The sequence below is a fragment of the Terasakiella pusilla DSM 6293 genome (assembly GCF_000688235.1).
Classification (GTDB): domain Bacteria; phylum Pseudomonadota; class Alphaproteobacteria; order Rhodospirillales; family Terasakiellaceae; genus Terasakiella; species Terasakiella pusilla.
In genome coordinates, this window is sequence record NZ_JHYO01000006.1 from 108,897 (window position 1) to 131,488 (window position 22,592).

Genomic DNA, 22,592 nt, shown 5'->3' on the forward strand with positions numbered 1-22,592 from the left:
GATCAGAAGGGAAGGCAGAAAAAAGCCCCCATTTTCATGGAGGCTCTTTTTGTTTAGTTATCTATGCCGACGAATTTTTCCAGCCATTTGATATCGTAATCCCCGTTGATAAAGTCGGGGTTATCCAACAGCTTTTGGTGCAGCGGAATGGAGGTTTTGATGCCGCCGATGACGTATTCGCCAAGGGCGCGTCTGAGACGCATCAAACATTCATTCCGGTTGCTGCCGTGGACGATCAGTTTGGCAATCATGCTGTCGTAATGCGGCGGGACTTTGTAGCCCGCATAGAGCGCAGAATCGACACGAACGCTCAGGCCGCCAGGGGCATGATAATCGGTGATCTGGCCGGGACAAGGCATAAAGTTTTCCGGGTCTTCGGCATTGATACGACATTCGATGGAGTGACCGTTAAACTTGATGTCATCCTGTGTCATGCCAAGCGGCGCACCGGAGGCAACACGGATTTGTTCGCGTGCCAGATCCAGACCGGAAATCATTTCCGTGATCGGGTGTTCCACCTGCAAACGAGTGTTCATTTCAATGAAGAAGAATTCGCCATGTTCGTAGAGGAATTCTACGGTCCCGACACCACGATACTTCATCTTACGCATGGCATCGGCAACAGTTTCACCGATTTGTTTGCGCTGAGAGTCGTTCAGGGCCGGAGATGGAGCTTCTTCAAGGACCTTTTGGTTACGACGCTGTAAGGAGCAATCGCGCTCACCCACATGGACAGCATTGCCGTGGGTATCACACAAAACCTGAATTTCAATGTGGCGCGGGTTGGTCAGGAATTTTTCAATGTAAACATCCGCGTTGCCGAAAGCTGCCAGAGCTTCGGTACGGGCTGTTTTCCAGTTCACTTCCATTTCACCAGCATGGCGGACCAGCTGCATACCGCGACCGCCGCCGCCGGCTGTCGCTTTTACGATAACCGGATAGCCGAACTCTTCGCCGATTTCCAGGGCTTCCGCGACCGAGTCAACCGAACCCTTGGAGCCGGGAACAACAGGCATGCCTGTTTCTTCCGCAATGCGTTTGGCGGTGATTTTATCGCCCATCATGCGGATATGTTCCGGTGTTGGACCGATAAAGGTAAAGCCGTGTTCTTCAACCATTTCGGCGAACTGGGCATTTTCAGACAGGAAGCCGTAGCCGGGGTGGATGGCATCCGCACCGGTGATGGTTGCCGCAGACAGAATGGACTGAATGTTCAGATAGCTGTCTTTGGATGGGGCTGGCCCGATACAAACAGCTTCGTCAGCCAAGCGAACGTGCATCGCATCAGTATCAGCCGTCGAGTGTACTGCCACCGTCGAAATGCCCATTTCCTTACAGGCACGGTGGATGCGAAGGGCAATCTCACCACGGTTGGCAATCAGGACTTTTTCAAACATGGAGTATCCGATTATTCAATGATGAACAGGGGGTCGCCAAATTCAACGGGTGAACCGGAATTGACGAGGATGCGTGTAACCTTACCGGCTTTTGGTGCATGGATCGGGTTGAAGACTTTCATTGCTTCGATCAGGCAGAGTGTTGCACCTTCAGCGACGCTGTCGCCAACATTTACAAACTGTGGAGAGTCCGGATCCGGGGACAGGTAAGCCACACCAACCATCGGGGACGGTACAGCGCCCGGGTGGTTTGCGTCGTCACCAGCGGTCGGTGCAGCAGCAGGGGCGGCTGATACAGCAGCAGGTGCAACTGCGGCCGCGGCGTTTACCGTCACGTTTTTAGCAACACGAACATGCCAGTCGTCCTGACCATATTCGATTTCACTCAGACCTGTGTCGTTCAGTAATTCTGCCAGTTCGCGAACCAGTTCGCTATTGAATTTGTCGTTAGCCATTATAAAGGATTCTCTTATATCAGCGACTTGAGAGGATGCGTGAGATTGCCTGCAACGCCAGTTCGTAGCCTTGGACCCCAAGACCGCAAATCACACCTGTCGCCGTTTTGGAGACATAGGACGTGTGCCGGAATTCTTCACGCTTGTGAATGTTGGATAGATGTACTTCGATAACGGGTTTGTCTGCAGCCTGCAGGGCATCCAGAATTGCAACGGATGTGTGTGTGTAGGCTGCGGGATTGATAATGATTGCGTCAAACAATTCGCGCGCTTCTTGGATCCAGTCCACGAGAGTGCCTTCAGAGTTTGTTTGACGAAAATCAATGTCCACGCCCAATTCCCGTGCAAGGGACGCACAGAGGTCTTCCACATCTTTGAGAGTCTGGGAACCATAGATTTCAGGTTCACGTTTCCCCAGAAGATTTAGGTTGGGACCATTTAGAATGAGAACTTTGTGGGACATATTACTTATCAGTTTCCGCATTTACGTTATCTTGCGAAGCATTAGCATGCTTTATACCATGCCTTTCGCAGCATGCAATCTTTCTTTAATCGCGCTCTTGCACATAAAGTTTGCCTCGTCCATACTCCGCGGCAAATTCCAGCCAGAGAGTAAGAAATGAATGTTATCGTAAATGGTGAAGAGCGCGCTTTGGATCAATCTAAATCCGTTGAGGCGTTTTTATGCGAAATCGGGATTGACCCTAAAAAAGTAGCGGTTGAACGGAACCTTGAAATCGTTCCAAAGTCTCAGTTTGCAGAAATTATGCTTGGCGATGGCGACAAGCTGGAAATCGTACATTTTATTGGTGGAGGGTCTCAGGACGTGAGCGACACATTTGATATTGCCGGACAGAAATTCAATTCCCGTTTGCTGGTCGGCACAGGCAAATATAAGGATTTCGAAGAAACCAAATTGGCGATTGAAGCCAGTGGGGCGGAGATCGTAACCGTTGCTGTGCGTCGCGTAAACGTAACCGATCCAAATCAGCCCATGTTGGTCGATTATGTTGATCCGAAAAAATATACCTACCTGCCAAATACAGCGGGCTGTTTTACGGCTGATGATGCGGTACGCACTTTGCGACTGGCGCGCGAAGCGGGCGGCTGGGATCTTGTTAAGCTGGAAGTTTTGGGCGATCAGGCAACGCTTTATCCCAATATGCCGGAAACGTTCAAGGCAGCAGAACTGCTGATCAAAGAAGGCTTCAAGGTTATGGTTTATTGTTCCGACGACCCGATTGCGGCTAAGACGCTGGAAGATATGGGCTGTGTGGCAATTATGCCGTTGGGGTCTTTGATCGGCTCCGGCCTTGGTATCCTGAATCCGGTGAACATCCAGATCATTAAACATAATGCAAAAGTGCCGGTCCTTGTGGATGCGGGTGTTGGGACTGCGTCTGAAGCATCCTATGCGATGGAATTGGGCTGTGATGGCGTCTTGATGAACTCGGCCATTGCGGGGGCGCAAGACCCGATCATGATGGCAAAAGCAATGAAGCTGGCTGTCGAATCCGGTCGTTTAGCGTTTAAGGCAGGTCGTATGCCTAAACGTCAGTATGCTGACCCGAGTTCCCCCACGTCCGGTTTGATCGGTATTAAATAAAATGACAACGATCGGCTTGCTTGTTTGCGATACGTTTACCGATGACCTCAGAGCAAAATATAAATGTGACTATGAAGACTTATTTATAGACGCTTTGTTGGATGTGGATAAAGATTTATCCTTTGTCGCTTATCATGTGTACCGCGGTATTCTACCCTCCAGTGTGCAGGAATGTGATGGCTGGTTAATTACCGGTTCAAAAGCAGGTGTTTACGAACAGCTTCCTTGGATGCAAACGCTTGAGGCTTTTTTGAAAGAGGCCTATGAAGCAGACGCGCCGATTATCGGTGTCTGCTTTGGCCATCAAATCCTTGCCCATAGCTTGGGTGGCAAGGTCGAGAAGTCTGAGAAGGGGTGGGGGCTTGGTCTGCAGTCCTATGAACTGTTGGAACCCATCGCTGGCCTTGAGGGGGTAATGGATTTATATGCCATTCATCAGGATCAGGTTGTGACGCTCCCGGATGAAGCCCGCGTCTTTGCGAAGACCGATCATTGCCCAAATGCGGGGTTGCGCTATAAAAAACGCGCGGTGTCTTTCCAGCCCCATCCGGAATTTTCCAGGGAGATGGAAACGGACCTGATTATACGAAATAAAGGCGGAATTATTTCTACAGTGCAAGCCGATCAGGCTTTGAAAAGTCTGGAAGTCAAGCTGGCCCAAGGTCGTGAAATCATGTCGTTTATGGTGGATTTTATTAGAGGCTGAGGTTTTGTTTTTTTATCTGTCAAAGATATTGTGGTGGTTTGTCGCGCCGGGGAATATCCTTTTTGTTCTACTTTTAGCCGTAACCGCCGCTTTATTCTTGAAACAGCTAAAAGCGGCTAAAGTCCTATGTGCCAGTGCAGTTCTGTTTTATGTCGTGGTCGGCGCTTTGCCTACAGGGGTTTATCTTAAAAGCCTGTTGGAAAACAGGTTCCCTGTCCCGCAAGCAATGCCACAGAATATCTCTGGCATTATCGTGCTGGGCGGGGCTGTGGATGTCTATATGACTGCTCAGCGTGGTATGCTCACCGTGAACGGTAACGCTGAACGTATCTTGTCACTCTATGATTTAGGGAAGAAATATCAGAACGTGCCTTTAATCTTTACGGGCGGTTCAGGACTTTTGGGGCATGATAACCTGCGTGAAGCACAAATGATCAAACCTCTTTTGAAAGAGCTTGTCCCCAATCCTGATCGTTTGATTTTTGAAGATCAATCGCGCAATACCTATGAAAATGGCGTTTATACAAAAGCGATGTTGCCACGGGGCGGGACAGGGCCATGGCTTTTGGTGACATCGGCCCGTCATATGCCGCGATCTGTGGCTGTTTTTCGCAAGCAAGGGATTTCTGTTTTACCCTATCCTGTGGACTTTAGAACGGGGCCAGATCAGCATTTTAGCTTGTTTATAAATGTGGGTAGTGGAATGACCTTTTTCCAGCAAGCTCTTCACGAATGGTTAGGGCTTTTGGCTTACTATCTTACGGGTAAGACATCGGAGTTCTTTCCGTCACCCTAGTAAATGAGGCTTAAATGATTGATATGAAAAAACTTTTGAAGGTAACGACGCTGGCAGGCACTTTAGCTTTTAGTAGTAGTCTCCCCGGTTACGCTCAAGAAACATATCAGTCCTGGTTGGATGGATTTCGTCAATCCGCTGCAAAAGCCGGAATTTCTGAAAAAACCCTCGATGCGACCCTGACCGGGTTGGAGCCAAACAAACGTGTTTTGGAACTGGATCGCCGTCAGCCGGAATTTTCGCTGACGTTTTGGAAATATCTAAATAACAGCATCTCAGAAACCCGTATTCAGCGGGGGCGTGAACTGTTGAAAGAACATGCTGCACTCTTTAATGAAGTGCATCAAAAATACGGTGTTCAGCCGCGTTTTCTTGTGGCTTTTTGGGGGCTGGAAACTAATTTTGGGGACTATACAGGTGTCTTTCCTCTTATTCAGTCTTTGACGACATTGGCGCATGATGAACGCCGCCGCGAGTTCTTTACAAGACAGTTGATGACGGCGCTTGAAATCATGGATCGGGGCGACATTCCTTATGATGTCAAGGCATCTTGGGCTGGAGCTATGGGGTATTGTCAGTTTATGCCGACCACCTACAAAGCCTATGCGGTTGATGGGGATGGGGATGGCAAGCGTAATATGTGGGAAAGTTTGCCCGACGTTTTCCATTCTGCTGCCAACTTCCTGTCGCAATCCGGGTGGCAAGCGGGGGAAACTTGGGGGCGTGAAGTCAAGTTACCTAAAGGGTTTAATCTGGACCTGACCGGTCTGGGGACGAAAAAGAACCTGACTGAATGGGCAAAGCTTGGGGTTAAGAATATCGACGGTAAAGGCCTGCCGACGGCAGATATGCAAGCCTCGCTGATCTTGCCGGCAGGATACAAAGGTCCGGCATTTTTGGTTTATGAAAACTTCCGCACGATTCTGGATTGGAACCGATCAAACTTTTATGCCATCGCCGTCGGGCATCTGGCAGATCGTCTGGTCTGGAAAGGGCCGTTGCAAACACCACAGATCAAAGAAACGCCGCTGAGCCGCGCGCAAGTCTTAATGATTCAAGACCGTTTGAACAAAGAAGGGTTTGATGTGGGCAAGCCCGATGGCATTGCCGGATCACGTACCCGAAAAGCAATCAAGGCGTTTCAGAAGAAAGTCGGTGTTCCCGCTGATGGATATCCAAGCGTCGATCTTTTAAAATTATTGAAGTAAGGTGGGGTTGAAGCAATGAGCTTGGGGCAGTATGCTGGGCAAATCATTCAGCCACGTGGATGGAAAAAAGGTTCCTTGAAGATGAAGAAAATATTTAAACCTGCACATTGTGCTATGGGCCTGATGGCGGCGGTCTTTTTAAGCGGGTGTGCGGAAACGACCTTTTTATCCAGTTCCATTAAGCATGCGGGCAGCGACAAGCCCGTTGCCGGACATTATAAAGTGGGCAACCCTTATCAGATTCAGGGTGTGTGGTATTACCCTGCAGAAGACTTTGAATATGTGGAAACCGGCATTGCTTCGTGGTATGGCCCTCAATTCCACGGTAAACCGACGGCGAATGGTGAAGTCTTTGACATGAACCAGGTCAGCGCAGCACATCGTACGCTGCCGTTACCGTCTTGGGTACGGGTCACCAACCTTGAAAATGGTCGTTCGCTGGAAGTGCGCGTCAATGACCGTGGACCGTTTGCGCATGGGCGTATTTTGGATATGTCGCGCCGGGGGGCGCAGCTGCTTGGGTTTGAAAAGCAGGGGACGGCCCGTGTGAAGGTGGAGATCTTGAAAGATCAGAGCCTCGCGTTGAAAAATTCGATGGTGAACCAGATTGCGGCGAAAGATTCTCCGATTAAATCAGCGGGGATGGCAAAGCCGCAGGTGAGTGCGCAGAGTTTGTCCGTGCCTGATGGGGGGAAAGCGGCAGCGCAACCAGCCCCCGTTCAAAGGCAGGTGATGGCATCTCCAGAGCCGATGGTGCAGACACCGACGCGTGAGCCACAGGTTCAGGCGATGTCAAACACTGTGCGCACGTTTCCCGTGTCTGAAACACAAATGTTTGTTCAGGCAGGCGCATTTTCAAAGTTTGAAAATGCCAACCGTGTAAAAGCATCGCTGGCTGCGGTCGGTGGTGATGTAGAAGTTTCGCAAGTTTTGGTGAATGGGCAGGATTTTTTTCGTGTCCGGGTCGGGCCGGTGCAAGATGTCGCACGAGCTGACCAAATCTTAGAAAATGTCATTCAGGCTGGGTATCCAGCAGCAAAAATTATCGTAGAAAAAGGAAAAGGCTAAAATGGGTTTGCGTAAGACTTTACTGGCAACCGCTTTTGCAGCTTCAATTGTAACAACGCAGGCGTACGCAATCGATACAACCGCCCGCGAAGCCTATATGGTGGACATGAAAACAGGACATATCCTGTTGGAAAAGGACGCGGAAGTATCTATGCCACCCGCATCTATGAGCAAACTGATGACATTATATCTGGTGTTTGATCGACTGAAAGATGGTCGTTTGTCATTGGATGATGAATTTACCGTCTCTGAAAGAGCCTGGCGTGAAGGTGGGGCAGCATCCGGCAGTTCGACGATGTTTTTGGAACCGCGTCAGAAGGTCCGTGTTGAGGATTTGATCAAAGGGATCATTATCCAGTCCGGGAATGATGCGTGTATCGTTGTTGCTGAAGCACTTGCTGGTTCTGAAAAGAACTTCGCTATTGAAATGACGGAAAAAGCCCGTGAACTGGGGATGGAAAATTCTACCTTTGCCAACGCAACAGGCTGGCCCGATCCGGGTCAACGTATGACCGCGCATGATCTGGCGATTTTGGCTAAGTCCTTGATTTCTGAATTTCCGGAATATTACAAATTTTTCGCAGAGAAAAACTTTGAATATAATGGCATTCGACAAAGCAACCGTAACCCGTTGTTGTTCAAAACCATGGGTGCAGATGGCCTGAAAACAGGTCATACGTCTGAGGCGGGCTACGGTCTGACATCTTCGGCAATCCGTGATGGTCGCCGCTTGATTTTGGTGGTGAATGGTTTGAACAGTGTGCGTGCGCGCTCAGCTGAGTCAGAACGTCTGATCGAGTGGGGCTTCCGCGAGTTTAACAACTATTCGCTCTTTAAAAAGGGGCAGGAAGTTTCTTCGGCGGAACTATGGTTGTCCGATAGACAGAGTGTCGGTCTTGTGATCGATCAGGATGTTGAAATCACCCTGCCACGCAAAAGCCGCCGCGATATGAAAGTCACCGTTCAATATGATGGTCCGATCCCCGCACCGATTACCAAAGGTCAGGAATTGGCAAAAGTTGTGATCAGTGCACCGGATGTGGAAAGCATCACCATTCCGCTGTATGCAGCAGAAGAAGCAGGGCGCCTTGGCTTTGTCGGGCGTTTAGGGGCTGCCCTTAAATCCATTATCTGGGGCGTAACCGGATAATGGTCAAAGGGCGTTTTATTACCCTTGAAGGCGGGGAAGGGTCAGGCAAAAGCACCCAGACCCGCTTGTTAAAAGAACAGCTTGAAAAACAAGGTCTGGACGTAGTCCTGACGCGCGAACCCGGTGGCAGCCAAGGGGCGGAGGAAATTCGCAATCTTTTGGTCAATGGCGATGTGGCGCGTTGGGATGGCATGACGGAGGCTTTGTTGAATTTTGCCGCACGTCGTGATCATCTGGTCAAGACGGTCTGGCCTGCGCTTGAGGCAGGCAAATGGGTGATCTCAGATCGATTTGCCGACTCAACTATTGCCTATCAAGGTTATGGGCATGGTCTTGATCTAAAATCACTCTACCAATTGTGGGACGTGGCGGTTGATGGGTTTAAACCGGATTTGACGTTCGTGTTGAATTTGCCCGTGGCAACAGGCCTTGCTCGCGCTTTGGGGCGTGGGGCGGGGGAAGATCGCTACGAAAAAATGCAGATGCAATTTCACCAAAGCCTGCAAACGGGCTTCCTTGAAATTGCGAAAAACGACCCTGAACGGTGTTGTGTGATTGATGCCAATCGTGCCATCGAAGAAATTCAGCAGGACTTGATGACACATTTGCGTGCGCGTCTGGGGCTTGAATCTAATGTCTGACACCACGCGTTTAGAACCAAAAACAACGCCTGACCTGATTGGTCATGATGAGGCGGAAAAGACGCTGCTGGAAAGCTATAATTCTGGCCGGATGCATCATGCGTGGTTAATCACAGGACCGCGCGGGATTGGTAAAGCAACGCTTGCCTATCGCTTTGCCCGTTTTTTGTTGAAGCACGGTAAAGACCATCAGGAAGATGGTGGCGGCCTGTTTGGTGAAGCCTTACCCGCCGCAGAACCCGATAGCCTGTATGTCTCCCCCGAAGACCCTGTATTTCGTCGCCTTGCAGCGGGTGGTCATGCGGATTTAATGACCATTGAACGCGAGTTTGACGAAAAGAAAAACCGTTTTAAAGGTCAGATCGGTGTGGACCGCGTGCGCGGGGTAGGGGCATTCCTTGGGAAAACCTCTGCCGAAGGCGGGTGGCGTGTCGTTGTGATCGATGCGGCTGATGAAATGAACCGAAATTCCGCGAACGCTGTTTTAAAAGTGTTGGAAGAGCCGCCACAGCAGGCGGTGCTTTTGTTGTTGGCTCACAATCCGGGGCGATTGCTCCCGACGATCCGGTCCCGATGCCGGACCTTGACCCTGAATAGCCTGAGTGATGATATTATCGTGGATTTGATGGCAAAACATGCCCCCGATTCGTCACCGGATGAGGCCTTGGGGCTTGCAAAGCTGGCTGAAGGCAGCTTTGGGAGAGCGCTTTCTCTCTATGAAGAAGGCGGCTTGGACCTGCATAAAGAGCTGGTGTCATTGCTGGCCACCTTGCCGCAATTGGACGTGGAAGCCTTGCATAAGCTAGGGGATAAGATGGCTCGTGCGGGGGCTGACGACGCTTTTCGCACCCTTGGCGATTTGCTGAGGTGGTGGTTAGGACGCTTGATCTCACAAGGCGCACGCGCTAAGACCTCAGGGCTTGGCTTAAGCGAAGCGGAAGATGCTTTGATGCTGCGTATCCTGCACGGCAGTGATATGAACAAGCTGATGGACGTTTGGGGCAAAATCGGCTCCTTGTTCGATCAGGCACAAAGCGGCAACCTTGATCGCAAGCAAGCTTTACTTAATTCGTTTCTCGCCCTTGAAGGGGCGGTGAAGCGCTAGAACAAATAATTTTAATTCTTTTTCAGTGCGGAGAGACCCATGACGGGATCGACACCTTTTTACATCACAACGCCCATTTATTATGTGAACGATAAACCTCATATCGGTCATGCCTACACGTCTTTGGCCTGTGATGTGATGGCCCGCTTTAAGCGTTTGGACGGATATGACGTCAAGTTTTTGACGGGTACAGACGAACATGGTCAGAAGGTTGAAAATTCCGCCAACGCAAAAGGTGTGGACCCGCAAAGTTTCACCGATGGTGTGTCGCAGAACTTCCGAGACCTCGCGGCCTTCATGGGCTACACCAACGATGACTTTATCCGCACAACTGAAGAACGTCACATGGTTTCCTGTCAGGCGCTTTGGCAAAAACTGCTGGAGAATGGCGACATTTATTTGGGGGCTTACGAAGGTTGGTACGCGGTCCGTGACGAAGCTTTCTACACTGAAGATGAAACCGAGAAAAAGCCGGATGGCACCCGCGTTGCCAAAGCAAGCGGTGCGGAAGTGGCATGGATGGAAGAACCAAGCTACTTTTTCCGATTATCGGCATGGCAAGACAAGCTGTTGGCGTTTTACGAAGCCAACCCTGACTTTATCTTGCCGAAATCACGCCGCAATGAAGTACTGAGCTTTGTAAAAGGCGGTTTGCAAGACCTTTCCGTCTCCAGAACGACGTTCAAATGGGGCGTGCCTGTCCCGAATGACGATGCACATATTATGTATGTGTGGCTGGATGCCTTGACCAACTACATCACGGCCTGTGGTTATCCGGATACAAATAACGAACAGTATCAAAAATATTGGCCAGCAGATGTGCATATGGTGGGCAAAGATATTCTGCGCTTCCATGCTGTTTACTGGCCCGCTTTCTTGATGGCAGCCGACCTGCCGACGCCGAAACGGGTCTTTGCCCATGGTTGGTGGACAAACGAAGGCCAGAAGATTTCCAAATCTTTGGGCAATGTGATTGATCCGATTGATCTGGTGAACAAGTACGGTCTGGATCAGGTCCGTTACTTCCTGCTGCGCGAAGTGCCGTTTGGCAATGATGGGGATTTTGCCCATTCCGCGATGGTGACACGCATGAACAGCGAGCTGGCAAACGATCTGGGCAACCTGTCGCAGCGCGTCCTGTCTATGGTTGTTAAAAACTGTGACGGCGTTATCCCGACACCGGGTGATTATACCGCAGAAGACCGCGCGATGCTGGATCAGGCTTATGGTCTGCTGGGCAAGGTACGTGCACAAATCGATGTGCAGTCTTTTAGCGATGCGATTGAAACAATCTGGCAAGTGGTCCGTGCGTCCAACGCTTATGTGGACCAGCAGGCCCCGTGGAAACTCAAGAAAGAAGATCCGGCCCGTATGGCAACGGTCTTGTATGTCTTGGCAGAAACGATCCGTAATATCGCGCTGTTACTGCAACCTTTGATGCCGACAAGCATGGATAAGATGCTCGGCCTGTTGGAGATTGCTGAAGGGGATCGCAGCTTTGCTTTCTGTGGCGAAGCGGGTGCCTTGAAACCAGGCACAGCGCTTGAGCAGCCGGAAGGGGTTTTCCCGCGCTTTATCGATCATGAAGAACTGGATAAGTCCTATACGGGCGATGAAGGGTCTTTCATGATCAAGCGTGCTTTGCGTCAGAACCCGAAAACAAAAGAAACCGTTTTCGAAATCCTGCGCGACAATGGCACTGTTGAAGAGTTGCTGTCCACTGATCTGGACAAGGCGAAAGAGAAGGGGGCTTTGACGCAAGTCTAAGCCGTTTGACCATGCTAGTTGATAGTCATTGCCATCTGGACTTCCCGGAATTTGAGGAAGATTTTGATGAGGTTTTAGCGCGCGCACACGAGGCGGGCGTTAAAACTATGATGACCATTTGTACCTATGTCACAAAGTTTGATCAGGTACATGCCATCGCTCAAAAATATGACAATATCTACTGTACCATCGGTATTCACCCCCATAATGCGGATAGTGAACCGGTGGTCAGCGTGGCGGATTTAACCGGTCCGGCAGCGTCAGAAAAAGTCATTGGATTTGGGGAAACCGGGCTGGATTATTTCTATGAACACAGCCCGCGTCAAATCCAGCAAGATCAGTTCCGCACGCATATTCAGGCGGCGCGGGAACTGGACTTGCCAGTGATCATCCATACCCGTGAGGCCGAAGAAGATACCTTACGGATCATTGAAGAAGAAATGGCGTATGCCCCTTTTAAAGGGCTGATCCATTGTTTCTCAGCCTCCAAGGAATTTGCGGATAAAATGGTGGCGTTGGGGCTTTATATCTCTATTTCCGGCATTGTAACGTTTAAGAAAGCAGATGCCGTGCGCGAGGCTATCAGGGATGTGCCGCTGGATCGCCTGTTGGTGGAAACCGATGCGCCTTATCTAGCCCCGATCCCCAAGCGGGGTAAACGCAATGAGCCAGCCTATACAGCCTATACATCGGCAAAACTGGCGGAAGTCAAAGGTGTGAGTGAAGAGGTTATGGCGAAGCAATCAACCGAAAACTTCTTTACACTCTTTACTAAAGCGAAACGAGTTTGACGATGAAAGTTACGATCCTGGGCTGCGGCCCGTCAGGTGGCGTCCCCGGGATCGGGAACTATTGGGGCAAGTGCGACCCCGACAATCCAAAAAATCGACGAAGTAGACCATCTGTTTTTATAGAATCTGACTCCCTATCTCTACTAGTAGACACTAGCCCTGACGTGCGAGAGCAGCTTTTAAAAGCGAATGTCGAGCGGCTGGATGCGGTGCTTTATACTCATGGCCATGCGGATCATTTGCATGGGATTGATGACCTGCGCAGCATCAATAGAATGCAAAACGCGGCACTGCCGATCTATCTCAATCAAGAAACATTGGATCATATTCAGCAGCGTTTTGGATATGTGCTGGAGCCTTTGGCAGAAGGTGCCGATGTGTTTTACAAGCCGGTGCTGACTCCAAACCTGATTGCCTCAGGTCAGGCTTTTGAGGTTGCAGGTCAGGCCATCATGCCGATTGTGCAGGATCATGGCTATTGCGAGACAATCGGATACCGGATCGGGGATTTTGCTTATTCGACCGATGTGGTTGATATGCCTGAGGCGAGTTTTAAGCTGCTGGAGGGCGTCAAGACGTGGGTGATCGGTACATTGGTCGATTTTCCGCATCAGACGCATGCAGACGTGGAAAAGGCGCTGAAATGGATTGAACGCATTAAACCGGATAGGGCGTTTCTGACGCATCTGGGCACGGCGTTGGATTATGACGACCTTTGTCGGGTTTTACCGTCCCATGTCAGGCCATGTTCTGACGGTCTGGTGATCACGTGCTAACATCACTTTGATGATGTCGATTTGATAAGAATCAGTGAATTGAGTTTAGATGGCTCCCTTGAAAAAAGGGGGCCTTTTTTGTCTGTTTTTCGCCTCAGCGTGCACTCAATTTTTTGATCCAATTTGCTTAAGTGTTTTAAAAGTGGCCTGAGGAAAAAGAGTGCCTCACAGGTGGATGAAGGGTGCTTTCTGGCCACCCCGAAAAGCACTTTAAGTTCGCAGAAGTGGAAACCTTAAACCATCTCTGCGCCACAAAAACACAAGAAAACCTCCGCATAATAAATTACATTAACAGCCACTTTTCCTAATCAGGTACCCGTTATCCTATTGCAATATATTATGTATTAAAATAATACATAATATACATTATGCGACATTAGATATGTCGGTAAAAATGAGTTTCTGGCCTGTTTAAGTTTCTCCCCTCACTTTCATTTACTTTAACTTTGCGCGTTCACCTGTCAGTTGCGGGCTGTTTAAGAGCATGTTTTTGATCTTAGTTAAACTTCTCTGGCTCGAAATCACGCCGCTTCGTGGCGTTGAAAAACTGGATTGAGTCTTTCTTCTTCAAAAAATCTCAGGCATGGTGCAGTCACAAAATTTGACCCTCTTTTAGATGTGTGGAGCCTAAAGTGACCCAGTTTGATCGTGATGCTTTTGACAGTGAAATCTCTCGCCTGTTGGCGATTATGGAGAAATTGCGTGACCCAAAGGATGGTTGCCCTTGGGATATCGAGCAATCCTTTGAAACCATTGCCCCGCATACAATTGAGGAAGCTTATGAGGTCGCGGATGCGATTGAGCATAAAGATTGGCCTCACCTGCGCGAGGAATTGGGTGATCTATTGCTGCAAGTCGTCTTTCATGCGCAAATCGCAAAAGATGACAACTTGTTTGATTTCAATGATGTAGCGCACGGTATCGCAGAGAAAATGGTAAAGCGTCATCCGCATGTTTTTGGGGATGAAGTGATTGAGACTTCGGATGCGCAAACGATCGCGTGGGAGCAGCAAAAAGAAGAAGAACGTAAAGCCAAGGCCCTAGAAAAAGGGTCTGAACCCCCTTCTGCCTTGGATGGCGTTGCGGGTGGTTTGCCTGCCTTGACCCGTTCGTTGAAATTGCAAAAACGTGCCGTGCGGGTCGGGTTTGATTGGCCGGATGTGAACGGTGTTTTGGATAAAATTCGTGAAGAATTAGCCGAGGTCGAAGAGGAGGTTTTGAGGGACGATTTATCACAAGATCGCATTAAAGATGAGGTCGGCGATTTGCTGTTTACCGTGGTCAATTTGGCCCGCTGGGCAGACGTGGATCCGGACAGTGCGCTGCGTGCTTGCAACACAAAATTTGAACGTCGATTTAAGGCGATGGAAAGCGGTGTTAGAAGCACCGGAAAAGAGATGACTGAAGCGTCACTTGAAGAGATGGAAAGCTTCTGGCAGGCGGCAAAAAGAAGTGAGAAAAAAGATTAGCTTTAACTTTTAAGTATCTGTACTTTAATGAGTTTTCTCACTTCTTAAAGTTTATTTTTATCCGCGAACAAGCTTAATTAAAGCAGATGTATCCCAACGCCCGCCCCCGCGATTTTGAACTTCAGAATAGTACTGATCAATAAGCGCTGTGGCGGGTAATCTCGCCCCATTTTGACGGGCTTCATCAAGGCAAATTCCGAGGTCTTTTCGCATCAGGTCGACGGCGAAACCGAAGTCGAATTTATCGTCGATCATGGTGTAGCCGCGGTTCTCAAGTTGCCATGATCCGGCAGCGCCTTTTGAGATGACATCAACAACTTTTTTGGCGTCCAATCCAGCGGTCTCGGCAAAGGCTAAACCTTCTGCAATTCCCTGTACGGCGGACACTAATGTAATCTGGTTGACCATCTTGGTCAGTTGCCCTGCCCCGACCGGCCCCATCAGCGTGACAGCTTGGGCGTAAGCCTGCATAACAGGTTCTGTGATTTTGAAGTCTTCTTCACTGCCGCCGACCATTACGGTCAAGACGCCATTTTCAGCCCCGGCTTGCCCACCAGAGACGGGCGCGTCCATAAAGGAGATGCCTTTTGCTTCTGCGACCTTGGCCATTTCGCGCGCGACATTTGCAGACGCTGTGGTGTGATCTATGAAGATGGCACCGGCGTCCATAGCGCTAAAAGCGCCATTTTCGCCCGTGCAGATGCTTCTGAGGTCGTCATCGTTACCGACGCAAGCGAAAACAATTTGCGCGCCTGCTGCGGCTTCTGAAGGGGTTTTAGCGAATGATCCGCCATGTTCCCCTACCCACTTTTCAGCTTTGGCGGTGGTGCGGTTGTAGACGGTGACGTCATGACCGGCGTTGAGAAGATGGCGTGCCATCGGATATCCCATCACGCCGAGACCTAAAAATGCAACTTTCATAGACTGCTTCCTCTGTTCATGGTTGTTTTGCAGCAGTATATGGGGTCGTTTTTCTGGAGGCAAAGTTTAGTTTGTCACCATGACAAAGTATCTAAACTTAGCTGAATTCAGCAATCACGTTCATAAAGTCGATGCTGTAGCGTTCTAGTTTGCTTTGACCTACGCCGGAGAGATCGAGGAAGCTGTCGGCATCTTGCGGGCGTTTTTTTGCCATTTCGATCAGGGTTGCATCGGCGAAAATGACGTACGGCGGCACGCCCTGTTCTTCGGCAAGGGTGCGGCGTTTGGCGCGTAAGGCCTCAAACAGGGCTTTATCGTCTTCGCGTTCCAGCACGATGGTGGCGCGGTTTGCGCGTTGGGATTTGCGTGATCCGCCGCGCCCATCCGGGTCATGGCGCATCAGGACGGTTTGTTCCCCGCGTAAGACAGCACGCACATCGGGACCCAGCTTCAGGCCGCCAAATCCTTCCATATCCATGCGGACAAGGCCAAGGGCGACGAGTTGGCGGATGATGGATCGCCAGGTGTCGCGTTTGAGTTCTTTGCCGATGCCGTGGGTGCTGATTTCGTTATGGCGCAATCGAATGATCTTATCGTTCTCTTCACCCAGCAGAACATCAATAATATGCCCTGCCCCAAAGGTTTCGCCCGTCCTATAGATGCAAGACAGGACCTTTTGCGCCGCGACGGTCCCGTCAAATGTAGCAACCGGGTTGAGGCAGGTATCACAATTGCCGCACGGTTCCGGCATGGTTTCGCCAAAATATTCCAGCAAGACCTGTCGGCGGCAACGATGGGTTTCGCAATAGGCGAGCAGTGCGTCCAGTTTTTGACGTTCCACATGCTTTTGGCGTTCCGGCAATTCAGAACTTTCGGTGAACTGACGCAGTTTGGTCACATCTTGTAGACCATAGGCCATCCACGCTTGGGAGGGTAACCCGTCCCGTCCCGCACGTCCGGTTTCCTGATAATAGGCTTCCAGACTTTTGGGTGGGTCCATATGGGCGACAAAACGCACATCGGGTTTATCGATCCCCATACCAAAGGCGACCGTTGCGACCATGACCATGCCTTCTTCGCGCACGAATTTGTCCTGGTTCATTTTGCGGATGTGTTGATCCATACCGGCATGATAGGACAAGGCATCATAGCCTTTGTCGCGTAACCATTGGGCCATTTCCTCGACCTTTTTGCGGCTCATGCAATAAATGATGCCGCTGTCATGTTCGTCATATTCATCCAGGAATTTGAGAAGCTGGGTCTTGGCATTCTTTTTCGGTACGATATTGTAACGAATATTGGGGCGATCAAATCCAGTGATAAAGATTTCACCGGCCCCCAAGTTCAACCGTTCAATGATATCATTTCGGGTCGGGCCGTCAGCGGTTGCCGTTAGAGCAATGCGCGGTACGTTGGGAAAATTATCGTGCAGGCTGACAAGTTGGCGATATTCCGGCCGGAAATCATGCCCCCATTGCGACACGCAGTGCGCTTCATCAATGGCAAACAGAGAAATCTTGCAGTGATTAAGCAAGGTTAAGAAGCGATCGGTCAGCAACCGTTCGGGGGCGACATAAACCAGATCCAGTTCCCCTGCCCGCATAGCGCGTTCAATTTCATAGGCTGTCTGCGGGTCAATGGTGGAGTTGAGGGTTGCCGCTTTGACGCCGACCTGACAAAGGGCCGTCACCTGATCCTGCATCAAGGCGATCAGCGGAGAAACCACGATGGCGCATCCCTCACGACACAGGGCCGGAATTTGATAGCAAAGAGACTTCCCGCCCCCGGTTGGCATGAGGACAAGAGAGTCCCCGCCGTTGACGGTACGCTCAATTACTTGAGCTTGTACGCCACGGAAGTCGGTATAGCCAAAGGTTTTTTGCAGGATTTCAAGGGGTGTCCTAGACATGATAGCTGTCAGACCCCGGATTTAAAAACTGGCGCGCCTCTTCCCAAACATCGGCATTAGGTGTCAGCAGTAAGCAGTCTTCTTCATAAACAACTGGCGTGTATGGCGCTTGAGAGGCAATCATTTGATCGTAACCGCCCGCTTCACGATGGAGCAGGACGCCGGGGGCATGATCCCATGGATTGAGGCGGCGATATTGTGCGCAATGAAATTCCCCTGCTGCCAGCGACATATAATCATGGGCAACAGACCCATAGCGCGGCGCAAGGTTGGGGATGGGACCAAGATCATCGTCGCGGCGCTTTTCAATGAAGTCGCGGTGTCGGTTGCCAAGGGTGACGGTCATCTCTTCAATAGAGGTAATGTCCTGCACGTGTAGCTTCTGACCATCCAGTTCCGCGCCTGCACCTTTTTCAGCAACGGCGGTGCGCGCACGCGCGGGATCATGAATCCAGCTTGCGATCAATTCGCCACGTTTGGCAAGGGCGACCATACAGCCGAAAATACTTTCCCCGTTGGCGAAATTGCGGGTGCCGTCAATAGGATCGATGATCCAGACGGGATAATCGCTGTCCAAGGCAGCAAGGACTCTTTCGTCCTTGGCCACGCCTTCTTCCCCGACCACAAGGGAATTGGGGAGGTAGGCAGATAATCGGTCGATCAGTTTTGTTTCGGCTGCGATATCAGCGGTCGTGACCAGATCACCGGGCGACTTTTCCATTATGTCGCCACGTTCCAGTTTTTGAAAGCGCGGCATGATTTCCTCATTCGCGACTTCTGTTATTATTTGGGTGATATAGTCTACATCAATTCTCATGCGCCCCTTTTAGCAAGGCTTTGAAAGGGAGTCATGAGGAAAGTTTGTGAATCTAGTCTTTCGGTTTATACATCAGGTCAATCTTGTGACCTTTGTTGTCCGTTCCTTTAGCGATCCCTGTCCCCGGCTCAAAACTTCGATAGGTGCCTGTTGCCGTCATGCCTTTATCGCAGGAAACGGACCAGACGCCTTCTGGGGGTATTTTTGCCTTATAGGCACCGCGGGCATATTTGGCGTGTCCAGAACAGTTTATGCCATTGAAGGAGATGTCCAAGGTAGAGTTTTTGGGGTCTTCAGGATTGCTTTGAAATGTTCCGGTTACATTTTCGCTGACATTTTGCCACGTCCCATAAACTTCGAATGATTGGATCGTTGGGGCGGGAGGTCGCGTTGCTGGGCTTGCATGTTTTTTGGGTGGTGGCGCAATTTGGAGGAGTTTGTGGATTTCCTCCTTCGTCATGGACGCGACTTTGATGTCATCAATTGCATAAGGACGGCATTTGCCGCTAAAATTGACTTGGTCAAAAAGCTTATTACATTTTATGGACGCGGCATTGTAGGCCGCCATTCTCGTACCACGGTTGTAAGTATATCCGTAGACAAAGCCGTTGTCGGGTGTTTCAAAAACAAAAAAGGCTTTGTGGTTTTTCTCTTTTGAATATTTGGTGAAGCCAGTATGGGCTTTGCCTTTTAGATTGCTTGTTTGGCAAGCTGCGAGGGTTAAAGCGATGAGGCTCAATCCGGCTAGTTTTTTGATCTCCATTTTTGACTTCACCTCTTACGTATTTTTCTTTGATTGTGAAAAATATATATAGTTCACCTTTAGGTCAAGGTTGGTAAATGTCGCGATCGCGTTTGTAGGCGGTTTCCAACAGGTCCATGATGCGTTTGGCTTCGGGGTTGTAGTCGGCTTGCTGGCTCATGGCTTTGGTAATGAAGGTGGCGAACGTCACGGCTTCGGCCTTGCCTTTAAGGTCGAACTGTTTTGCCATATCTTCGAGGTCTTCGTGGATGAGGCGTTTTGCCATGACGTTCAGCTGTTTTTTCACGAGCGCATGTTTATTGCGCCAGCGGGCCTGTGCTTCCTTGGTTGCCATGATGTCTATCCTCCACATCCGAAATCTACTTGTAGAGAATATATATATGGCAGGTGTTAAGGAAAAGAGAAGAGCCGATTTCTACGCCCCTGTTTTAGGCCGCAGGTGCCAAACGATTTCTTCTGACGAGCATTGCCCCCGGATCCCGCCGAGAAGGCTGATCGATGTCACTTTTTCAATTTCATAGGTGTCTGCGTAATGATCTTGAAGTTCTTGTGATGGGATGGAGAATGGCGGGCCGTTGACCAGGCTTTGATCATAGAGAAACGTGATCAAGAGCTGAGGGGCATGATCTGTTAATTCAGCAAGGTGGCGTGCATATTTTTCGCGCATTGGGATGGGAAGTGCCACATAGGCGGCCCGATCATAGACCGCATCAATGGGACCGATCTGGTCGGCGCTGAGATCAAAAAAGTCACCGACATAGATATCGATATGGTTACCTGAGTAATGTTTGAAGTTCCCCTCTTCACGAATGGTGGGCGTGATCCTGAGGTCCTCAAATAAATGCGTGATCGCGAGTTCGCTGAGTTCTGCCCCTTTGACCTTGTAGCCATGGGATAAGAGCCATTGGATGTCGCGAGACTTTCCGCACAGGGGGATGAAGACACATTGACCAACAGGTAAGTCGAGTTCCCCGAAATATTGTGTCAGCAGGATGTTGCCATCAGGTTGATGCCAGCCGATTTGGTTTTCTTCCCATCTGTTGTGCCAGAATTCTGCTTCCATCAGTATGTCCTTTCAAACTTGTTCTTGGGAGGTAATGAGGATAGTCTACAAGTTCAAGTTAACTTTAGGTCAAGCGGAAAATGTCACACACTCAGGCACTCGATATCGCGCAAGTTTCCAAACTGACGGGCTTGCCAGCTTCGACGCTCCGGTATTATGAGGAAAAAGGTTTGATCCGATCAGTCGGGCGCGACGGATTAAAGCGGTTGTTTACACCGGATGTTTTGCAGCGTCTTGAGGTGATCTCGCTGGGACGCAAAGTTGGTTTTTCGCTGGACGTGATTGCCACAATGTTTACACCAAACGATGTAAAGATCGACAAAGCGCTTTTGTTGGAAAAGGCCGACGAGCTTGATAAAAATATCAAGCATTTGACGGCGATGCGTGATGGGTTGCGTCACGCTGCCGAGTGTCCGGAACCGACCCTGCTGGAATGCCCGACATTTCAGCGTATTTTGCATCTGTCGGGCAAAGCGCAGGCGAAAGAGAAGAAAAAGCATAAAAGCTCAGGTCGGTGACCACTTTTTAGGCTCAGTCTCTTCTGTTGAAGGGGCGACAGGTTCGAAGAACTCTGGGTGTTTTTGCTTGAAGCGCGAGGTGTTGGCATCATTCATGCGGACCGTTAGGGCGATATGGCCTTCAAGGTCTTGGCGTGAAATGACTTCCCCATGGCTATAAAGCCAGCTCAAGAGTTGGCCGTCACTATAAGGGATATCCAGCTCAAAGCTTGCGAAACGGGCGCTTAGAAGCTCGTTCACATCATTGAGAAGCTGTTCACACCCCTGCCCCGTGATGGCAGAAACCATCGCAATCCGGCCTTCTGATCGATCTGCGCGTGTCGAGATGGTTTCAATCTCTTCATCGCCCAGCAAGTCTGACTTGTTATAGACTTCGATCAGACAGTCTTCGAGTTTATCTTCAACGCCCAATGTTTTTAACACATCCAACACATCGGCCCGCTGGGCCTCCGTATCGGGGTGAGAGGCATCGCGCACATGTAAGATCACATCCGCTTCATGGACCTCTTCCAAGGTGGCATGAAAAGCTGCGACCAGTTCGTGCGGCAGTTCAGAGATGAACCCCACCGTATCTGACAGGATCACATCACGGCCAGATGGCAGTGTGATCGATCGCATGGTCGGGTCCAGCGTGGCAAATAACAGGTCTTCCGCAAAGACTTTGGCATTTGTCAGGCGGTTAAACAGGGTTGATTTGCCGGCGTTGGTATATCCGACGAGGGCCACGATGGGATAAGGTGTGTTGCGTCGTGATTTACGATGCAGTTCGCGCGTTCTTTTGACGTCTGTGAGGTCTTTTTTAAGACGCACGATGCGTTCGTCAATCAAACGGCGGTCAATCTCGATCTGGGATTCGCCGGGACCACCGATAAAGCCAAGGCCACCGCGTTGACGTTCCAAGTGGGTCCAAGACCGAACAAGGCGGGAGCGCTGATAGGTCAGCGCCGCCAGTTCAACCTGCAAAGAGCCTTCTGACGTTCTGGCGCGTTCCCCGAAGATTTCAAGGATCAGGCCGGTGCGGTCGATGACTTTACAGTTCCAGGCTTTTTCAAGATTGCGTTGTTGGATCGGTGTGAGCGACGCATCTACGATGGCAAGGCCGATATCGCCTTCATCCCATTCGTTTTTAGATTTGTCCACGCGACCGATCGTTGTCGCCAAGGCCTCAACGACACCCTGACCAAACAGAGTTGCCGGTTTGGGACGGGCAATATTGACCACTTCGCTATGGACAACATCCACATGAATGGCAAGGGCAAGCCCGACACATTCATCTAGCCGGGCTTGAGGAGAACGAAGGTTTCCGCGCTCGTTCTTGAGATGCGGGTGAACGACCAGACAAGCAGTGCGGTCGTTATCATTGCTCCACCCTTTATCCGAGGACACAGATTTGGATGGGAAGGTACTGTCTGTCACTTAGTCTTCGTCTTCCGAAGTCGGATCAAACAGTTGAACCGGTGAAGATGGCATGATCGTGGAGATCGCATGCTTGTACACCAGTTGAGTGTGGCCGTCTCTGCGCAGGAGCACGGAGAAGTTATCGAACCACGTAACGATCCCTTGTAATTTGACGCCGTTAACCAAGAAAATGGTTACGGAGTTTTTCTGTTTCCGAATGTGGTTGAGAAAAACGTCTTGTACGTTCTGGGACTTTTCAGCCATGGGT

Annotated in this window: 24 protein-coding genes; 13 read left to right on the plus strand and 11 right to left on the minus strand. The window is 50.2% G+C overall.

From position 1 onward, the window contains the following. Window positions 1-53: 53 nt before the first annotated feature. The 3 genes from accC to aroQ are packed head-to-tail and all read right to left on the minus strand — an operon-like array spanning window position 54 to window position 2,336. Window positions 54-1,397 (minus strand): acetyl-CoA carboxylase biotin carboxylase subunit, encoded by a 1,344-nt coding sequence (accC, locus tag Q397_RS0105680; protein WP_028878579.1) that lies wholly within the window; start codon window positions 1,395-1,397, stop codon window positions 54-56. 11 nt (window positions 1,398-1,408) lie between these two features. Further along, window positions 1,409-1,852 carry an acetyl-CoA carboxylase biotin carboxyl carrier protein gene (gene accB, locus Q397_RS0105685; protein WP_028878580.1) on the minus strand — a complete coding sequence of 148 codons (444 nt, stop codon included), beginning with the start codon at window positions 1,850-1,852 and terminating at the stop codon, window positions 1,409-1,411. 19 nt (window positions 1,853-1,871) lie between these two features. Then, window positions 1,872-2,336, minus strand: coding sequence for a type II 3-dehydroquinate dehydratase (gene aroQ / locus Q397_RS0105690; protein ID WP_417782318.1), 465 nt, complete (start codon window positions 2,334-2,336; stop codon window positions 1,872-1,874). A 135-nt stretch (window positions 2,337-2,471) separates the two neighbouring features. On the opposite strand from aroQ, the gene thiS reads away from it, so the two are divergent. From thiS to mazG, 12 genes are all read left to right on the plus strand, one after another. Next, window positions 2,472-3,458 (plus strand): sulfur carrier protein ThiS, encoded by a 987-nt coding sequence (thiS, locus tag Q397_RS0105695; protein WP_028878582.1) that lies wholly within the window; start codon window positions 2,472-2,474, stop codon window positions 3,456-3,458. 1 nt (window position 3,459) lies between these two features. Next, complete coding sequence (locus tag Q397_RS0105700; RefSeq protein WP_028878583.1) at window positions 3,460-4,164, plus strand: type 1 glutamine amidotransferase; 705 nt, start codon at window positions 3,460-3,462, stop codon at window positions 4,162-4,164. Between the two features lie 4 nt (window positions 4,165-4,168). Continuing rightward, a complete protein-coding gene (locus Q397_RS0105705; protein WP_028878584.1) occupies window positions 4,169-4,960 on the plus strand; it encodes a YdcF family protein in 792 nt (263 codons plus the stop codon). A gap of 14 nt (window positions 4,961-4,974) precedes the next feature. Next, window positions 4,975-6,168, plus strand: coding sequence for a lytic murein transglycosylase (locus Q397_RS0105710; protein ID WP_028878585.1), 1,194 nt, complete (start codon window positions 4,975-4,977; stop codon window positions 6,166-6,168). Between the two features lie 81 nt (window positions 6,169-6,249). Continuing rightward, complete coding sequence (locus tag Q397_RS0105715; RefSeq protein ID WP_028878586.1) at window positions 6,250-7,236, plus strand: septal ring lytic transglycosylase RlpA family protein; 987 nt, start codon at window positions 6,250-6,252, stop codon at window positions 7,234-7,236. 1 nt (window position 7,237) lies between these two features. Further along, window positions 7,238-8,386: a D-alanyl-D-alanine carboxypeptidase family protein gene (locus Q397_RS0105720; protein WP_051609750.1), complete on the plus strand. Its 1,149-nt coding sequence runs from the start codon at window positions 7,238-7,240 to the stop codon at window positions 8,384-8,386. After that, window positions 8,386-9,027: a dTMP kinase gene (gene tmk / locus Q397_RS0105725; protein WP_028878588.1), complete on the plus strand. Its 642-nt coding sequence runs from the start codon at window positions 8,386-8,388 to the stop codon at window positions 9,025-9,027. Before Q397_RS0105720 ends, tmk begins: the two co-directional genes overlap by 1 nt. After that, a complete protein-coding gene (locus tag Q397_RS0105730) occupies window positions 9,020-10,132 on the plus strand; it encodes a DNA polymerase III subunit delta' (protein WP_028878589.1) in 1,113 nt (370 codons plus the stop codon). The genes tmk and Q397_RS0105730 overlap by 8 nt, the downstream gene beginning before the upstream one ends. Before the next feature lie 39 nt (window positions 10,133-10,171). Continuing rightward, window positions 10,172-11,899 carry a methionine--tRNA ligase gene (gene metG, locus Q397_RS21280; protein WP_084148952.1) on the plus strand — a complete coding sequence of 576 codons (1,728 nt, stop codon included), beginning with the start codon at window positions 10,172-10,174 and terminating at the stop codon, window positions 11,897-11,899. 11 nt (window positions 11,900-11,910) lie between these two features. Then, the gene (locus tag Q397_RS0105740) at window positions 11,911-12,690 is read left to right on the plus strand and encodes a TatD family hydrolase (RefSeq protein WP_028878590.1); all 780 of its coding nucleotides are present in this window, start codon (window positions 11,911-11,913) and stop codon (window positions 12,688-12,690) included. A 2-nt stretch (window positions 12,691-12,692) separates the two neighbouring features. Then, window positions 12,693-13,466: an MBL fold metallo-hydrolase gene (locus Q397_RS0105745; RefSeq protein WP_028878591.1), complete on the plus strand. Its 774-nt coding sequence runs from the start codon at window positions 12,693-12,695 to the stop codon at window positions 13,464-13,466. 632 nt (window positions 13,467-14,098) lie between these two features. Then, on the plus strand, window positions 14,099-14,935 hold the full coding sequence (gene mazG / locus Q397_RS0105750; protein WP_276202108.1) for a nucleoside triphosphate pyrophosphohydrolase: 837 nt from the start codon (window positions 14,099-14,101) through the stop codon (window positions 14,933-14,935). A 57-nt stretch (window positions 14,936-14,992) separates the two neighbouring features. Here mazG and Q397_RS0105755 read toward each other — a convergent pair whose 3' ends face one another. From Q397_RS0105755 to tmpT, 6 genes are all read right to left on the minus strand, one after another. Further along, window positions 14,993-15,919 carry an NAD(P)-dependent oxidoreductase gene (locus Q397_RS0105755; RefSeq protein WP_420864619.1) on the minus strand — a complete coding sequence of 309 codons (927 nt, stop codon included), beginning with the start codon at window positions 15,917-15,919 and terminating at the stop codon, window positions 14,993-14,995. Window positions 15,920-15,953: 34 nt separating this feature from the next. Further along, window positions 15,954-17,765, minus strand: coding sequence for a DNA helicase RecQ (gene recQ / locus Q397_RS0105760; RefSeq protein WP_028878594.1), 1,812 nt, complete (start codon window positions 17,763-17,765; stop codon window positions 15,954-15,956). Beyond that, window positions 17,758-18,582, minus strand: a complete 825-nt coding sequence (locus Q397_RS21285; RefSeq protein WP_051609751.1) for an inositol monophosphatase family protein — start codon at window positions 18,580-18,582, stop codon at window positions 17,758-17,760. The genes recQ and Q397_RS21285 overlap by 8 nt, the downstream gene beginning before the upstream one ends. 52 nt (window positions 18,583-18,634) lie before the next feature. Next, window positions 18,635-19,345: a hypothetical protein gene (locus Q397_RS0105770; RefSeq protein WP_028878595.1), complete on the minus strand. Its 711-nt coding sequence runs from the start codon at window positions 19,343-19,345 to the stop codon at window positions 18,635-18,637. 64 nt (window positions 19,346-19,409) lie between these two features. After that, on the minus strand, window positions 19,410-19,679 hold the full coding sequence (locus Q397_RS0105775) for a hypothetical protein (protein WP_028878596.1): 270 nt from the start codon (window positions 19,677-19,679) through the stop codon (window positions 19,410-19,412). 81 nt (window positions 19,680-19,760) lie between these two features. Then, window positions 19,761-20,408 carry a thiopurine S-methyltransferase gene (tmpT, locus tag Q397_RS0105780; RefSeq protein WP_028878597.1) on the minus strand — a complete coding sequence of 216 codons (648 nt, stop codon included), beginning with the start codon at window positions 20,406-20,408 and terminating at the stop codon, window positions 19,761-19,763. A gap of 80 nt (window positions 20,409-20,488) precedes the next feature. On the opposite strand from tmpT, the gene Q397_RS0105785 reads away from it, so the two are divergent. After that, complete coding sequence (locus Q397_RS0105785) at window positions 20,489-20,926, plus strand: helix-turn-helix domain-containing protein (RefSeq protein ID WP_028878598.1); 438 nt, start codon at window positions 20,489-20,491, stop codon at window positions 20,924-20,926. Here the strand turns inward: Q397_RS0105785 and hflX are convergent. Beyond that, entirely contained in the window at window positions 20,915-22,342 is a 1,428-nt protein-coding gene (hflX, locus tag Q397_RS21290; RefSeq protein WP_417782335.1) for a GTPase HflX, read from the minus strand. The genes Q397_RS0105785 and hflX overlap by 12 nt on opposite strands. Continuing rightward, window positions 22,343-22,588: an RNA chaperone Hfq gene (hfq, locus tag Q397_RS0105795; RefSeq protein WP_028878599.1), complete on the minus strand. Its 246-nt coding sequence runs from the start codon at window positions 22,586-22,588 to the stop codon at window positions 22,343-22,345. Window positions 22,589-22,592: the final 4 nt, after the last annotated feature.

Bases quoted from the DNA above. Each gene is read 5' to 3' on its own strand.
- aroQ (WP_417782318.1), bottom strand. From the start codon at position 2,336: ATGCGGAAACTGATAAGTAATATGTCCCACAAAGTTCTCATTCTAAAT.
- thiS (WP_028878582.1), top strand. From the start codon at position 2,472: ATGAATGTTATCGTAAATGGTGAAGAGCGCGCTTTGGATCAATCTAAA.
- tmpT (WP_028878597.1), bottom strand. From the start codon at position 20,408: ATGGAAGCAGAATTCTGGCACAACAGATGGGAAGAAAACCAAATCGGC.
- tmk (WP_028878588.1), top strand. From the start codon at position 8,386: ATGGTCAAAGGGCGTTTTATTACCCTTGAAGGCGGGGAAGGGTCAGGC.
- Q397_RS0105740 (WP_028878590.1), top strand. From the start codon at position 11,911: ATGCTAGTTGATAGTCATTGCCATCTGGACTTCCCGGAATTTGAGGAA.
- Q397_RS21285 (WP_051609751.1), bottom strand. From the start codon at position 18,582: ATGAGAATTGATGTAGACTATATCACCCAAATAATAACAGAAGTCGCG.
- recQ (WP_028878594.1), bottom strand. From the start codon at position 17,765: ATGTCTAGGACACCCCTTGAAATCCTGCAAAAAACCTTTGGCTATACC.
- Q397_RS0105775 (WP_028878596.1), bottom strand. From the start codon at position 19,679: ATGGCAACCAAGGAAGCACAGGCCCGCTGGCGCAATAAACATGCGCTC.
- Q397_RS0105720 (WP_051609750.1), top strand. From the start codon at position 7,238: ATGGGTTTGCGTAAGACTTTACTGGCAACCGCTTTTGCAGCTTCAATT.
- metG (WP_084148952.1), top strand. From the start codon at position 10,172: ATGACGGGATCGACACCTTTTTACATCACAACGCCCATTTATTATGTG.
- accB (WP_028878580.1), bottom strand. From the start codon at position 1,852: ATGGCTAACGACAAATTCAATAGCGAACTGGTTCGCGAACTGGCAGAA.
- Q397_RS0105730 (WP_028878589.1), top strand. From the start codon at position 9,020: ATGTCTGACACCACGCGTTTAGAACCAAAAACAACGCCTGACCTGATT.
- Q397_RS0105710 (WP_028878585.1), top strand. From the start codon at position 4,975: ATGATTGATATGAAAAAACTTTTGAAGGTAACGACGCTGGCAGGCACT.
- Q397_RS0105770 (WP_028878595.1), bottom strand. From the start codon at position 19,345: ATGGAGATCAAAAAACTAGCCGGATTGAGCCTCATCGCTTTAACCCTC.
- accC (WP_028878579.1), bottom strand. From the start codon at position 1,397: ATGTTTGAAAAAGTCCTGATTGCCAACCGTGGTGAGATTGCCCTTCGC.
- Q397_RS0105715 (WP_028878586.1), top strand. From the start codon at position 6,250: ATGAAGAAAATATTTAAACCTGCACATTGTGCTATGGGCCTGATGGCG.
- Q397_RS0105745 (WP_028878591.1), top strand. From the start codon at position 12,693: ATGAAAGTTACGATCCTGGGCTGCGGCCCGTCAGGTGGCGTCCCCGGG.
- Q397_RS0105700 (WP_028878583.1), top strand. From the start codon at position 3,460: ATGACAACGATCGGCTTGCTTGTTTGCGATACGTTTACCGATGACCTC.
- hfq (WP_028878599.1), bottom strand. From the start codon at position 22,588: ATGGCTGAAAAGTCCCAGAACGTACAAGACGTTTTTCTCAACCACATT.
- Q397_RS0105785 (WP_028878598.1), top strand. From the start codon at position 20,489: ATGTCACACACTCAGGCACTCGATATCGCGCAAGTTTCCAAACTGACG.